General features: G+C 46.1%; 15 protein-coding genes. 7 read left to right on the top strand and 8 right to left on the bottom strand.

The window, feature by feature from the left end:
* The first annotated feature begins 3 nt into the window (after positions 1–3).
* Together ACHA99_RS17900 and ACHA99_RS17895 are read left to right on the top strand one after the other, a co-directional pair.
* Positions 4–735 (top strand): HAD-IA family hydrolase, encoded by a 732-nt coding sequence (locus tag ACHA99_RS17900; protein WP_393944197.1) that lies wholly within the window; start codon positions 4–6, stop codon positions 733–735.
* Between the two features lie 113 nt (positions 736–848).
* On the top strand, positions 849–1427 hold the full coding sequence (locus ACHA99_RS17895; RefSeq protein ID WP_113940843.1) for a HupE/UreJ family protein: 579 nt from the start codon (positions 849–851) through the stop codon (positions 1425–1427).
* A 29-nt stretch (positions 1428–1456) separates the two neighbouring features.
* On the opposite strand, the gene ACHA99_RS17890 is transcribed toward ACHA99_RS17895, so the two are convergent.
* The 6 genes from ACHA99_RS17890 to prmA form a co-directional block, all read right to left on the bottom strand.
* Positions 1457–1960 (bottom strand): helix-turn-helix domain-containing protein, encoded by a 504-nt coding sequence (locus tag ACHA99_RS17890; protein WP_105250431.1) that lies wholly within the window; start codon positions 1958–1960, stop codon positions 1457–1459.
* A 132-nt stretch (positions 1961–2092) separates the two neighbouring features.
* Complete coding sequence (ric, locus tag ACHA99_RS17885) at positions 2093–2848, bottom strand: iron-sulfur cluster repair di-iron protein (protein WP_393944194.1); 756 nt, start codon at positions 2846–2848, stop codon at positions 2093–2095.
* A 665-nt stretch (positions 2849–3513) separates the two neighbouring features.
* Positions 3514–4176, bottom strand: coding sequence for a hypothetical protein (locus tag ACHA99_RS17880; protein WP_393944192.1), 663 nt, complete (start codon positions 4174–4176; stop codon positions 3514–3516).
* Positions 4177–4448: 272 nt separating this feature from the next.
* Positions 4449–4754: a DNA-binding transcriptional regulator Fis gene (gene fis / locus ACHA99_RS17875; protein WP_006083371.1), complete on the bottom strand. Its 306-nt coding sequence runs from the start codon at positions 4752–4754 to the stop codon at positions 4449–4451.
* 16 nt (positions 4755–4770) lie between these two features.
* Complete coding sequence (gene dusB, locus ACHA99_RS17870; RefSeq protein WP_105250428.1) at positions 4771–5739, bottom strand: tRNA dihydrouridine synthase DusB; 969 nt, start codon at positions 5737–5739, stop codon at positions 4771–4773.
* A 174-nt stretch (positions 5740–5913) separates the two neighbouring features.
* A complete protein-coding gene (prmA, locus tag ACHA99_RS17865; RefSeq protein ID WP_105250427.1) occupies positions 5914–6795 on the bottom strand; it encodes a 50S ribosomal protein L11 methyltransferase in 882 nt (293 codons plus the stop codon).
* 454 nt (positions 6796–7249) lie between these two features.
* Between prmA and ACHA99_RS17860 the strand changes: the two genes are divergently transcribed.
* From ACHA99_RS17860 to ACHA99_RS17845, 4 genes are all read left to right on the top strand, one after another.
* Entirely contained in the window at positions 7250–7972 is a 723-nt protein-coding gene (locus ACHA99_RS17860; RefSeq protein ID WP_393944189.1) for a fumarate reductase cytochrome b subunit, read from the top strand.
* A 171-nt stretch (positions 7973–8143) separates the two neighbouring features.
* Positions 8144–8815, top strand: a complete 672-nt coding sequence (locus ACHA99_RS17855; RefSeq protein ID WP_263183125.1) for a fumarate reductase cytochrome b subunit — start codon at positions 8144–8146, stop codon at positions 8813–8815.
* A 93-nt stretch (positions 8816–8908) separates the two neighbouring features.
* Positions 8909–10915, top strand: a complete 2007-nt coding sequence (locus ACHA99_RS17850) for a fumarate reductase flavoprotein subunit (RefSeq protein ID WP_393944187.1) — start codon at positions 8909–8911, stop codon at positions 10913–10915.
* Entirely contained in the window at positions 10915–11649 is a 735-nt protein-coding gene (locus ACHA99_RS17845; RefSeq protein ID WP_105250423.1) for a fumarate reductase iron-sulfur subunit, read from the top strand. Before ACHA99_RS17850 ends, ACHA99_RS17845 begins: the two co-directional genes overlap by 1 nt.
* A 47-nt stretch (positions 11650–11696) precedes the next feature.
* Here ACHA99_RS17845 and ACHA99_RS17840 read toward each other — a convergent pair whose 3' ends face one another.
* Together ACHA99_RS17840 and ACHA99_RS17835 are read right to left on the bottom strand one after the other, a co-directional pair.
* Positions 11697–11981, bottom strand: coding sequence for a putative quinol monooxygenase (locus ACHA99_RS17840; protein WP_168825853.1), 285 nt, complete (start codon positions 11979–11981; stop codon positions 11697–11699).
* Positions 11978–13000, bottom strand: coding sequence for a zinc-binding alcohol dehydrogenase family protein (locus tag ACHA99_RS17835; RefSeq protein ID WP_173247891.1), 1023 nt, complete (start codon positions 12998–13000; stop codon positions 11978–11980). The genes ACHA99_RS17840 and ACHA99_RS17835 overlap by 4 nt, the downstream gene beginning before the upstream one ends.
* 134 nt (positions 13001–13134) lie before the next feature.
* Here ACHA99_RS17835 and ACHA99_RS17830 point away from each other — a divergent pair, with 134 nt between their 5' ends.
* Positions 13135–14061, top strand: coding sequence for a LysR family transcriptional regulator (locus ACHA99_RS17830; protein WP_393944184.1), 927 nt, complete (start codon positions 13135–13137; stop codon positions 14059–14061).
* The last annotated feature ends 6 nt before the right edge of the window (positions 14062–14067 follow it).

Raw genomic sequence — 14067 nt, 5'->3', positions numbered from 1 at the left:
ATAATGCGTTGCTATCTTAGACCTCAACATATTCAAGCGATCAGTTTCGATCTCGACGATACCTTGTACGACAATCTACCGCATATTTTAAATGCCGAAGCTGAGCTGGCGACGTTTCTGTTGCAGACTTATCCATTATCGCAGGCGTGGCAACCCCATGATTGGCGCAGGCTAAAACTGCAACTTTTGCAGCAAAATCGTGAGCTCGCCCACGACACTAGCGCAGCCCGTTTAGCTACGCTTCGCCAAGGTCTAATACAATTAGGGTATTCGGCGACTGAAGCCGAACGCGGCGCCGAGCAAGGATTAGCATGCTTTTATTTTTACCGCAGCCATTTCCAAGTGTCTGACGAAGTGCTCTTATTACTCAAGCGCTTATCGCAGCATTTTAGATTAGTCGGCATCACCAATGGCAATGTGGACGCCGAGCGGATTGGTTTAGGGGAAACTTTCGAGTTTGTGTTGCATCCAGGTAATGGCGTGCATATGAAACCCGCTAAAGACATGTTTGCATTAGCTTGCTCGCGGTTAAAGATTGCACCGCAACACTTACTGCATGTTGGTGATAGCATGAATGCAGACGTTCGTGGTGCTCGATTGGCGGGGTGCCAGTCTGTGTGGCTAAATCCCAGTTTTGGTCGAGTCGATTCCTTACCGATAGCCGCCTTGTTGCCCCATTTAGAAATAGCCTCCCTCGACGCTTTGACAAAAGTATTGGCTATCGACGCAAACTAGCTTTGCGTGCATTTTTAATCTGTATCTTTGGGTGATTGAGATCAAGGTTTGCCAGCCAAATTTGCACTAAAGTTAAGTTTTATATCACTAAAGTCACTGACTAAGGCTATTTTATGGCGCGTATCGGGTTGTTATTACTGCTCTCTTTATGTTGGATCGCGCCGGTATCGGCCCATGAGATCCATTCAGGTGGCGGTTTCATGTCGGGTTTTAATCATCCCGTATTGGGCTTCGATCACTTGCTGGCTATGTTGAGTGTGGGCATGTTGAGCACCCAGCTCGGTGGCCGCGCGATTTGGACTGTCCCCTTAGCATTTGTCACCTTTATGTTAGTGGGCGGGATTTTAGGTTTATATGCGATTGCCGTTCCCTTTGTTGAAATAGGTATTGCCCTTTCTGTGTTGTTGCTCGGTCTTGCTATCGCCTTCGATCGTCAAATTCCGCTGTTATTCGCCATGGCCTTTGTGGGCGTATTCGCGATTTTCCACGGGCATGCCCACGGCGCTGAAATGCCGGAATTGGCTAGCCCAGTCCTGTATGCCCTAGGGTTTTTATTTGGTACAGCAGTCATCCATTTAGGCGGCGTAATGATAGGCCTTGGAATGCAGCGGATGACAGGGCAACGCAATTTAATGCGCGTTACTGGCGTGGCGATTGCGGCCATGGGCGGCTATCTATTAGCAGGTTTTTAACGTAATAACAGGATGTTAGATTTACTGGATTAACGCGCCTTGAGTTGCTTCATGCAAAGATGGGCGCGGCGCAGCAGTAGATTGACCTGCCGACGGCTCGCATGCATGTCGGCATCTCCCACCCTAAAATAACTCCCAGTGTAAGGATCGCTGCCTACGTAGATAGGTTTTAGCTGCTCAGGCGCTAGTGGTACGCGGATACGAATGAGTTTTTTGTTCATAATTTCAATAATCTGTACATCCGAAATCGCTAAAAGATTGTGACTAGTGCGACTCGGGTCATCGAGGATTTCCCAAAATTCTTGTAAAACAGGAAGCGGATTGGGAATGCCTTCAATGCTGAAATGGCCACGCTCTTCCCGCACACCTAGGATGATCTCGCCACCCAAAGTGTTGGCAAAAGAGCTATAAGTCGCCCAAATGTCTTCGGGTAATTGACCTTGGCCATCGCGGCCACCTGCGAGTTTAAATTCTACTTGGGCCGATTCGTGCAAATTGGCAATATCATCGAGTGCAAATGATTGAAATGTCATGGCAGCTTATCCGTCAGCGACACATGACTTGTTGTAGCACGTCAACAATTGAAAGGCCAGACTTAGGTCTGGCCTCAAGGTTAAGCGGAAAATCTGTAATTTGGAGCCGCTACGGGATAAACATTTAATCAATTATTGATTCAGAACCAATGCCTTAGGAAAAAGAATATTGTTTTCTAAGTGAATATGCTGATGTAAGTCCGCCTCAAATTCCGCCAGAGTGGCATAACAAACACGCCATGTAGTGCACGCATATTCAGGTGGTGTGAAGTCGTTAGTGAGCTCGTGTAATTTTTGCAAAATCAAACCGACTTCTTCATGCTCATGTTGCATCGCATTGATGGGGTTGCCAATATGGCCAAAGCAAGCCTCAACCTGCTCTCCATGACTCATGGCGCGGATCGCCGGAAACAGTATTTTTTCTTCCTTCATTAAATGTGGCATTAAGTCTTCAACTAAGGCTCGTACCCAACCCGCAAAGGGAACGATTTCGGCATAGTGCTCACCGTGAGCGCGAATCATCTTTTCGGAATATTCGACTAATAAAGGGGCTTTTTCGCGCACGTATTGATGGTGCGTTGATTCTATATATTCGATAAGTTGATCTAAGGGTAATTGATTTAATTCATCTTCTTTGCTACCGGTAAGTGTTGCGGCATTCAGCGCAGCAACCACTTTTGCGGGATCTACATCTGCACGCTCACAGGCGACTGCCAGTGATTTACCCCCGCCACAACAAAAATCGATACCAAATTGACTAAACACATGTGCGCGGCGAAAGTCTTCTGCCACTAGTTCACCTATTTTTCGTTCTAGCCAATGATTGTGTTGAGAATTAAACCCATGGGGTGGGAGTTGTGCATCTTTTGAGACAGAAGTAGCAGACATGAGTAGCTCCAGAGCAGCAATAAAATTACATTCATATTATTTGCAGCTTTTAATCGTGGCAACTAAACCCGACTAAAATAGTCAGGATTTGCAGTTGATGTCACAGTCTATACTGAGAGATATCGCTTAAGGAGTAGCGAGAGCTGACTTAGTTTGGATGTAGCAAATTTACACTCGGGATTATTAATATGAGTTGATATTGCTGCTGGAATGGTTAGAGCGATATGAGGGGTTTGGTTTATTATTATATTTTGGACTCAGTGAGGTGTTGCAGACCCCGTAGTTGGCTGAACAGCACATCATTATAATCAACTGCTAATGGTTCGAGGGATGAGTGTTCTCCTGAGATATTCTTGGGCGGCTCAAACACTGGGTAGACTAGCCTTACTGCCATAACTAAAGTCCAGTATGAGCCTTGAATTTGCTTCAATTTTCATCATTAACGAAACACAACTGAACGAGCAACTTTAGATTAATTTTCATTAGAAAGGGATAAGGCTTACTGTTTTAACAAGGGAGATACGATGCTATCAACATCCCTAATCAAAGCGCTGATGCTCTTATACGTAACCACCTTCCATCGGCAAATATTAAATGTTAGGCCAGTTGCGTTAGCATGCTCAGCAGTTTTATTCATTGTTAACTTCAGTGGTCTAGTTCTTCTTTTACTTCGCTAATTTTTGGTTAAGTTTATCTATTCGTTTTTCATAATTATCTGTCCAGCCTTGCTTTAGAGCTTGTTTAGAGAGTTTTAATGCACCTTCAATATTGCCTTCTTTCTCAAGAATAATTGCTAACTGCTTGTAGCCTGTATGGGAGGGCAGCATTTGAAGTTCATCATAATAAGGATCTTTAATTCCCGTTATGTTCTGTAGTTTTTTTAGTTCTTTAGGTTTTTCGATATGACGAAATTTTTTGACCAACTTACTAGAGATAGATATTTGCATTAAGCAGAATTCTTTGGCTTTTTCATAATGTTCTGGGGCTGTTCTCAATGAGTAGTGATGCTTGATAAGTGATGCAAGGGCTAGGTGCACATCAATCAGGTTACTATCAGGTGCCGTATAACACTGGAGTAACTCGTTTTCTACTTTGGTTTGGAGAATATGCTTTGCTTCATCACCAGCAATGTAAGAAAGAGTAAGTAAAAGACTTAGTTTACCGAATCCATTGTTAGAGTCAGTTTTATCTAAATCTTGGTATAGGTAGGGAGTTTCGCCAATTGGTAAGCCCATAGGACGATAGTCGTTAGCAACTTGGTTTCTTTGACTTGCAGTTAGAGCTTGAAGCCACCATTCCTTAAGCTGATACTTATCTAACAAGTCCATAAAATCACCCTATTCAAGTGTGAAGGTGGGATACGAATTTCGATATAGCTCAAGTTGTTTGTTCATTGCGTTGAATAATAGTTCTTCCCCCATGAACATACACAGCAGCCTTTGATAAATGCACTCTATAAAGATTACGAGTACTGGGCAAGTAAGATAAATTCTAATACGAGTAGATCACTAACTGTGGGTTCAGGAGTGGGTTCAAAATGTAAAAAGGGTTAATCATTTCTGATTAACCCTTTTTAATACAACAGCTTAATCCTTGCGGATTAATTCATGCCGTATTTTTTCAATTTTTTACGCAGAGTACCACGGTTGATACCTAGCATGTTTGCTGCGCGGGTTTGGTTGCCACGAGTGTGTTGCATGATGATGTCAAGCAGAGGCGCTTCAACTTCGCTTAGCACCATTTCATAAACTTCTTGTGCTTCCTGACCGTCCAACTGTGCGAAGAAGTTAGTTACGGCACGCTTGACGGCGTCACGTAATAACTGGGGCTTGATAGTGCCGTTTGCTGTTTCGATTTTGCCAACGGTAAGCTGGTGAACTTCTGTGTTAGTTGTCTGATCAAACATTCTATTCTGCTCTTTATTAATTCTGTACTAATTCATCAAAATAACATTCCACGAGGGAATACTGTTCTGCAGCGGTTTCCAGCCGATTAAAGTCAGCCCTAAATTGGCGCTGAGCTTCTTGGTCTAGGTACCATCCCATATGTTTTCTGGCGAAGCGGATACCCTTGTATTCACCATATAAGTCATACAGTTTGGTGAGGTGTTCCAGCATCACTTGACGCTGTTCGGCAACCTCAATGGGCGCTAGCTTATTACCCGTTTCCAAGTAGTGCTGGATTTCTCTGAAAATCCAAGGCCGTCCTTGAGCACCCCGTCCTATCATCAAGGCATCGGCACCGGTGTATTCCAGCACAAAGCGGGCTTTCTCCGGACTGTCGATGTCCCCATTGGCGACAACAGGAATCGAGACATTCTGTTTGATTGCTTTGATCGTGTCGTACTCGGCGTTGCCTCTGTACATACATTGTCTCGTGCGGCCGTGAACGGCGAGCGAGGCGATGCCACAATCTTCTGCAATCTGGGCGATTTGAACACCATTCTTGTGCTCTGGCTCCCAGCCGGTGCGAATCTTTAACGTGACAGGCACGTTCACTGCGGCGACCACGGCTTGTAAAATCTCTTTTACCAGCGGTGGATTTTGCATTAGCGCCGAGCCTGCCAGCTTTTTATTCACTTTTTTCGCCGGGCAACCCATGTTGATATCAATGATGTGAGCACCTTGTTCGACATTGAACAAGGCGGCTTGCGCCATTAAATCAGGATCAGCCCCTGCAATTTGCACTGAGCGGATGCCTTCCTCGCCAGAATGCGTCATGCGCTGGCGGCTTTTATCTGTATCCCAAACCTCGGGATTGGATGAAAGCATCTCGGAAACCGCTAAGGCTGCGCCATAACGAAGACAAAGATTGCGGAAGGCTTGATCGGTGACACCTGCCATTGGTGCCACGATCAGCTGATTGTTCAGTTGATAGGGTCCAATCTGCATTTTATGTTTCACCTTAGCTCTTCAAAGGGGCGCTATAGTAGCCCTTTTTGTTGGCCGTGAAAAGGTCAATAAATGACCTAGAGGTAATTTTTTTTCTTGACTTTTAATTGACGAGAAGTCAGAGGTCAAATTGTTGGAAGCCAGCGGTGGCGCATGTTGCGCCACCCTTTAGCGCTATTTACGCTTACCTGTCAAGCGACTCCAATCTTCTTTGTGAGCCGCTGCGTCCATATCGAACCATTGGCTATAAAAGTCAGATATTTCTTGGGCTTGTTCTTTGAGGAGACCGGAAAGGGCAAGTTTGCCACCGGTTTTTACGCGTTCTGCGATCAAAGGCGCTAATTCTCGCAGAGGGCCTGCAAGAATGTTAGCGACCAGTACGTCGGCTTTGAGATCGGCGGGTTGGTCTTCTGGTAAGTACAACGCCAGCTTGTCAGCGACATCATTGCGCTCGGCGTTGGCACGCGAGGCGTCGATGGCTTGATAGTCGATATCGATACCTGTGACTTTTTTTGCGCCCAGTTTCAGTGCGGCTACGGCTAAGATGCCTGAACCACAGCCAAAATCGATCACTTCTTCATCGCTTAAATCTAAGCTGTCTAGCCACTCTAAACACAGTGCTGTCGTGGGATGAGTGCCAGTACCGAAGGCAAGACCCGGATCTAAGATCACATTGACTGCGGTTGGATCAGGGATTTCGCGCCAGCTTGGGCAGATCCATAAACGTGTGCCAAATTGGATTGGGTGGAAGTTATCCATCCATTCGCGTACCCAGTCTTTATCTTCAATTTGTTCGACTTTATGGCTGAAGTTCTCACCGAGGAAAGGCAAGGTTTTCAGCATGGCGATGGTCGGTGTCAGATCGGTTTCTGCATCGAATAAGGCCACTACCACGGTATCGCGCCACAGTGGGGTTTCGCCTAATTTAGGTTCAAAAATAGGGGTATCTTTACCGTCTTCGAAGGTGATAGAGACTGAACCTTCTTCCATGAGCAAGTCGCTGATGGTTTCAGCGTCATCGCTATTGGTGTTTATACGGAGTTGGATCCAAGGCATGGGGGCATCCTGTGACTGAGTGTTCATAAACTAAGGGTTCAAAATATCGCGGTATTGTATACCCAAACTATCCCAAAATGCAGGATGTAGCGGGAATTTAAAGCGCTTTAGGTAAGGTCGTTTGGTTATCACTAGGCTTTAGGTTCGACGACTGGCTATCCTGGTATTACGCTTTTGTCTATACAGACAAGGGGTTAGCTGGCGGGTATGGATTGGTGTTAAAAAACGAATTGTCAGTTTCATTATTTGATATAACACTATGAAAAGTATTGGTTAATTGGTTTTACCTTTGTTTGGTTTTGATACGTTTTTTGTGATCATCTTCTAAGAGTTTAACTCCGTCAGGTGAGTTGGCTCACGCTTTAAATCTGTGACACTCAAGCCTGATTTGAGTTGCTGCTATGGTGTAGTTTGCCAAGAGGTGCCAACGATAAACGACATAGGTTAATTCAAGATGACAAGCATAACTCGAGTTCACAATAGGGTGAGTACACCGCTAGGTCATCCTTGGTCGGCTAAGGCTGATAGGCTGCAGAGTGCGACAGGGATTATACTTGGCAGCTTTTTACTATTACACATGCATTTTGAATCGAGTATTTTGCTGGGTAAAGAGGCTTTTTATCGGGTCGTTCAGTTGCTTGAAGGTGGAATGTTTAGCAGCACAGGACATGGTTTTCCTATAGTCACTAAAGTGTTTTCAGTGTTTATGTTATTGGTGGTGATAGTACATGCTGCTGTGGCGCTGCGGCGTTTTCCGGCGCAGCTAGGGCAATGGCGAGCCCTGCGTTCGCACATGGGGAATATCAAGCATAAGGATACCCATGCGTGGTTTTGGCAACTGATCACTGGCTTTATCTTATTTTTCCTCGTTCCAGTTCATCTCTTCACTATGATTTTGAATCCCGAAATTGGCCCGCATTTATCGGCTGAGCGGGTTTATCACGATAATGCTTGGTTGCTGTATGCGCTGTTACTTCCCGCTGTAGTGGTACACGCCATGATTGGTCTCTATCGCGTGGCGGTAAAGTGGGGCATAACCACTAAACGTTCAGGTCTACGAAAAGTCGCTAAGGTGTTGATTATATATCTGCTATGCCTTGGGACTGCGAGCCTTGTTTCATATCTATTTATCGGTAGCGAGCTCGATATTCCTGTGCAGCCCTTCGTACCTGAGTAGGCTTTAAGCCAGCAGCAGGATTTTGTTTCACTGCTATTATTAAGCATTAGGTTAATTATTCAGCACTCAATTGATCTGGCTCACGTTTTCGTGTGGATGTGTGAGCGATATTAGTTTGCGATAAGACTTAATGAGATTGGCTCGATAAGGTCAACGGCGTGAGGCGATAGGATGGCGATCAAATTAAATATTAAAAAATGGAGTGCTTGGCTGGATTTAAGCCAGAGTTTGTCAGGGGTAATACTCGCAGTCTTTTTGTGGACCCACTTAGTGTTAGTGTCATCGATTTTATTGGGTGCGGATGCCATGAGTTGGGTGGCACGCACCATGGAGCTGAGTTTTCTGTCCGCTGATGGACACGGTTATCCTTGGGTAGTGACTTGTATTGCCATTGGTATTGCCATTTTGGCGTTAGTGCACGTGTTAGTGGCATTGCAAAAATTACCCATGAGTCTGCGTCAGCAAAGGGCTCTGCACCAACAAATGCAAGTGATCGACCACAGCGATACTCGCTTGTGGCGCTGGCAAGCCATTACTGGTGTAGTGATTTTACTGCTGTTGCCTGTGCATTTGTGGCTTATTGGCTCGGCTCCCGAAACCATTGGCCCTCAGGGAAGCGCCGATCGTATTTGGAATCAAGGTGTCTGGATGGTTTATCTGCCTTTGCTGCTCACTGTGGAGTTACATGCAGCAATTGGCATTTACCGTGTGGCTTTGAAATGGGGTGCGGCGCGGGATCTCAACAACCGCAGTCGATTACGTAAGATCAAGACCATAGTGAGCGTGCTATTTGTCACTGTTGGTGTCGCCTCACTTCTGGCATTTTTACCCTACGCGAGTTAATTCCGCTTTTAATCAATGATTAAGTTAATCAGTGAATAGAATGTCGAACATAAAAAAACAGCACAAAACAATAGACCCCATTAAGGAGCAGGCGTGAAACTGATTTATACCGATTCATTGGTGGTAGGAGCTGGGCTCGCGGGCTTAAGGGTCGCTATCGCTTCGAAAGAGCGTGGGCTTGACACTTTAGTTCTGTCACTCATTCCTGCAAAACGTTCCCACTCTGCTGCCGCTCAAGGAGGGATGCAGGCGAGTTTAGGCAATGCAGTTAAGGGAATGGGCGATGATGAGGATGTGCATTTTCAAGATACGGTAAAAGGTTCCGACTGGGGCTGCGATCAAGATGTTGCACGGATGTTTGCCCATTGTGCACCTAAGGCAGTACGTGAGCTGGCCAATTGGGGCGTTCCTTGGTCTCGGGTGACTGCTGGCCCAAGAGAAGTGATAGTCAATGCGCAAAAAGTCACGCTACATGAGGCGCAGGAAGCCCATGGATTGATTAATGCGCGGGACTTTGGCGGTACTAAAAAATGGCGCACTTGTTATACCGCCGATGGTACAGGTCATTCGCTGTTATACGCTATGGATAACAAAGCGATTTCCATGGATATTCCCGTCCATGAACGTATCGAAGCCTTGGCACTTATTCACGATGGTAAGCGTTGTCATGGCGTGATTGCTCGTTGTTTGATTACGGGTGAACTTAGAGCCTATGTGGCTAAGTCCACTACGATAGCCACTGGTGGTTATGGCCGAATTTATGAAGTGTCGACCAATGCGATCATCTGCGAAGGTATTGGCCAAGCGTTGGCATTGGAAACGGGCGTGGCAAGGCTTGGCAATATGGAGGCGGTACAATTCCATCCCACTGCCATTGTTCCCGTGGGCATTTTAACAACGGAAGGGTGCCGTGGTGATGGCGGCTTATTGCGCGATAAAGACGGTTATCGCTTTATGCCTGACTATGAGCCCGATAAAAAGGAGTTGGCATCGCGGGATGTAGTATCGCGTCGCATGACCGAACATATACGTAAAGGTAAGGGCGTTGATAGCCCTTATGGCCCGCATTTGTGGCTAGATATTACCCTTTTAGGTCGCAAGCATATTGAAACGAATCTTAGGGAAGTACAGGAAATTTGTGAGAATTTCCTTGGCATCGATCCCGCTAAAGATTGGATCCCTGTACGCCCAACTCAGCATTATTCTATGGGCGGTATTCGGACTAATGCCACAGGTGAAAGTCCGCAGCTTAAAGGCTTATTTAGCGTAGGTGAGGCGGCTTGTTGGGACATGCACGGCTTTAACCGTTTAGGCGGTAATTCGTTGGCCGAAACCGTGGTTGGCGGCATGATTATTGGTAAATATGTCGCCGATTTTTGTGAGAACAATAGCCTTGAGATCGACACTCAGCTTGCTGAACGGTTTATGCAGCAGGTGCAGAGTGAAATCGATGTGCTGGTCGAGGGTGATGGTCACGAGAGCGCCTTTGAACTCAAGCGCGAAATGCAGCGCATCATGATGGATTATGTGGGGATTTTCCGTAATGGCCCCGAGCTTGAAAAAGCGGTTGCCGAGCTAAAAGTGTTGCTCGAGCGTTCGTGTAAACTCGGACTTAAGTGTAAAAAGCGTCACGCCAATCCCGAGTTAGTTGAAGCCCTGCGGGTCAAGCGTATGCTAAAAGTGGCGCTAACCGTAGCCTGCGGGGCCGCAGCGCGAACAGAGAGTCGTGGTGCCCATGCTCGCGAGGATTATCCGCAGCGAAATGATCGAGACTGGCTGAATCGCACCCTGGCCAGCTGGCCTGATCCCGATGCACTCGAACCTGTGCTTAACTACGAAGCACTCGATGTGATGAAGATGGAGCTCCCGCCGGGTTATCGTGGTTATGGCATCAACAACGCCATAGTGCATCCCGATACCGAAAAGCGTGAACAGCAAATTGCCGAGATTTTAGCTGAGCTAGGTGATGATGCTGACCGTTATCAAAGGCAGCGGGCTCTTATGCCCTTTGAATTACCCGAGAGCTTACAACCCAATAATGAACGTTTAAGTGATACTTTAAAAAGTCCATCTGCCAATGCGTTAGGAGAAAAATCATAATGAGCCAAGGTCGCCAGTTAACCTTTAATATCTTTCGTTATGATCCGCAGGAGCCAAACGATAAGCCGAAAATGGTGCGTTATCAGCTTACCGAAACGCCGGGGATGACGGTATTTATCGCCCTTAATAAACTCAGGGAAGAACAAGACACTTCATTGCAGTTCGACTTTGTTTGTCGTGCTGGCATCTGTGGTAGCTGCGCTATGGTGATCAACGGTTTCCCGACGCTAGCTTGCCGCACCTTAACGGCCAAATACCCTAAGGGCGAAATCACCTTAATGCCGCTGCCAGGTTTTGAGTTGATTGGTGATCTCTCGGTTAATACTGGTAAGTTTATGCGGGAACTGGCCGAACGCTTAAAGCTGTGGTTACACCCTAAGGCCAATGATATAAGCGTGCATCGGCTTGAAGATCCTATGGATCCAGATGAAGCTGCGCGTTTGTATGAGCTAGAGCGCTGTGTTGAATGTGGCGTGTGTGTTTCTGCCTGTGCGACTAAACAAATGCGTGAAACTTTTGTCGGCGCTGTGGGCATGATGAAAATAGCTCGTTTTGAGATGGATAGCCGTGACGCTCGTACTGCCGAGGATTTTTACCATGTGATTGGCAATCAGGATGGCGTGTTTGGCTGCATGACTTTACTCGGCTGCCAAGACAACTGTCCTAAGGATTTGCCACACATGCAGCAAATCGCGTATTTACGCCGCAAGATGGCCATGACTTTGATTCGATAAGTGATAAATGATGAAAAGCGCCAACGTGTTTGGCGCTTTTTTGTTGATTAGCAGGCGTAGCTTTTGTGAATGTCAGCTCGATTGATTATGTCTGCGGTTTGAGCGACGAATGCTTGAAAGTGCGTACTCGCCATATGTTCATCCAGTGCGGCTTGGGATTGCCAAATTTCGTACATCCAGAAGATATTTTCATCATCTAATGAGTGATGCAGTTTATATTCGATGCAGCCAGCCTCGGTATGAGTGTCTGTCACGAGTTGCTTGAGTATCTTAAATAGCGTATCGCTTTGGCCTTGATTCGCTATGATTTGGGCAAATACTGTTATTTTCATTGGTTAAAACCTTCTAAAACAATTTTACCGATCGCTTTGCCAGACTCTATCTGAGCGTGAGCTTTGATTAAGTTTTGGGCATTAATGGTGCCGTAGTGTTCACCGAACGTACTCTGTAACTCGCCTGTATCGATAAGGGCGCTTAAGCGGTTGAGTAAGTGATGTTGCGCAATCATATCCTCGGTCTGATATAGGCTGCGGGTAAACATCAGTTCCCAGTGTAAGGATAAGCTTTTACGCTTAAGTTTCATCACATCTAATGGCCCCTTAGGATCATCGATTAATGCTAGTTTTCCTTGTGGCTTAAGCACTTGTACTATTTCATCAAAATGTTGATCGGTTTGGGTTAAGCTAATCACATGGGTCACATCAGTAATGCCAATATTCGCAAGTTCCTGTGAAAGTGGCTTGGTGTGGTCGATAACAGCATCGGCACCAAGTTTGTGCACCCAAGCGGCGGATTCTGGACGAGATGCAGTGCCTATCACTTCTGCACCTGTGAGTTTTACTGCAAGCTGAGTGATGATTGAACCCACACCGCCGGCCGCACCGATAATTAAAATACGGGCGTCAGTTGCCGAACCATCTTGGGGTAAAGCTAAACGGTCGAATAAAATCTCCCATGCTGTAATCCCCGTTAAAGGTAATGCCGCGGCTTGGGTATAGGTTAAACTTTTAGGTTTATGGCCGACAATTCGCTCATCAACCAATTGATATTCTGCGTAACTTCCGCTGCGACTGATATCGCCCGCATACCACACTTCATCGCCAACGTTGAAAAGACTGACTTTCTCACCAACTGCTTTGACGACACCGACCGCATCCCAGCCGATAATTTTGTATTCGCCTGCAGGTGCAGAGCTAGATGCACGGATTTTTGTATCAACCGGATTGACAGAAATGGCTTTGATTTCCACTAAAAGGTCAAAACCTGTCGCAGTTGGCTCGGCTAGCGTGATGTTTTCTAATGCATTTGGCGCTGTGATTGCACTTGCTGTCTGGTAACCAATGGCTTTCATGTTTATTCCTCTGGGTGTACTTGCTGGAGTCGACTTATTTGAGTGTACTTGTATCGTGTAGCCATTGTGTGGAATATTAGCCAAGAGATAAACAGGATAAAGTTTGTAATTTTTTCAAAGGATTTTTGATAATTATGCTAATTAATGATTTAGCTTTGTTCGTGCGAGTCGCTGATTGCGGCAATATATCTGCCGCAGCAGCCGAGATGGATATCTCCGCCGCTTCTGCCAGCGCGGCAATAAAACGGCTTGAAAAACAGCTCGATACTAGCTTATTTATCCGCACGACACGCAGCTTACGTTTGACTGTGCAAGGTGAACGTTATCTTATTCATTGCCGACGTGCGCTAAGCGATTTAGCGCTTGGCGAACAAGCTATCGCCAGTGATAAAGGTAAAATATCTGGCACCTTAAGCCTTTCGATTTCTTCAGACTTTGGTCGTAATCTGTTTGTGCCTTGGCTAGACGAGTTTTTGCTCGATTTTCCTCAACTGCAAGTGCGCTTGCACCTTGGCGACAATATCAGCAGTTTTTACCACGATAAAATTGATGTCGCCGTGCGCTATGGAAAACCGCAGGATTCTAACCAAGTGGCTTTCCCTATCTGTAGTGTTGATCGTGTCTTGTGCGCCTCACCTGAATATCTCGCCAAGTTTGGTGTGCTTAATTCATTAGAACAATTAGTTGAGCATAATTGCTTGTTTTATAAGTTGGATGATCGCACCCACGATCAATGGCTATTTAGGCGTGATGGTCAAGAATTCAAAGTGCGTGTCACGGGCAATCGTAGTGCTAATGATGCCGAGATTGCCCGCCGTTGGGCTGTGGCTGGCAAAGGGTTGGTATTTAAGTCGAGTCTAGATCTGGCCGATGACTTAATCTCAGGGCGATTAGTACGTTTGTTGCCTGAGTATCAAGGGGAGCCCGTCGATTTGTACTTAGTGTGCCCAGGACGTGAACATGTCACGCCTGTCGTGCTCTTACTACGGGAAATGCTCCGGCAGCGAACACAGGCTCTGAGTAAAAACTTGAGTAAAATATTAGCAGTGAAAAAATCTTAGATAACA

Origin of the sequence: Shewanella sp. S23-S33 (assembly GCF_043359565.1) — a bacterium.
In the GTDB taxonomy this organism is placed as follows: Bacteria; Pseudomonadota; Gammaproteobacteria; order Enterobacterales; family Shewanellaceae; genus Shewanella; species Shewanella oncorhynchi.
Note: the sequence above shows the minus strand (reverse complement) of the source record. Positions and strands in the feature narration are given on the sequence as shown.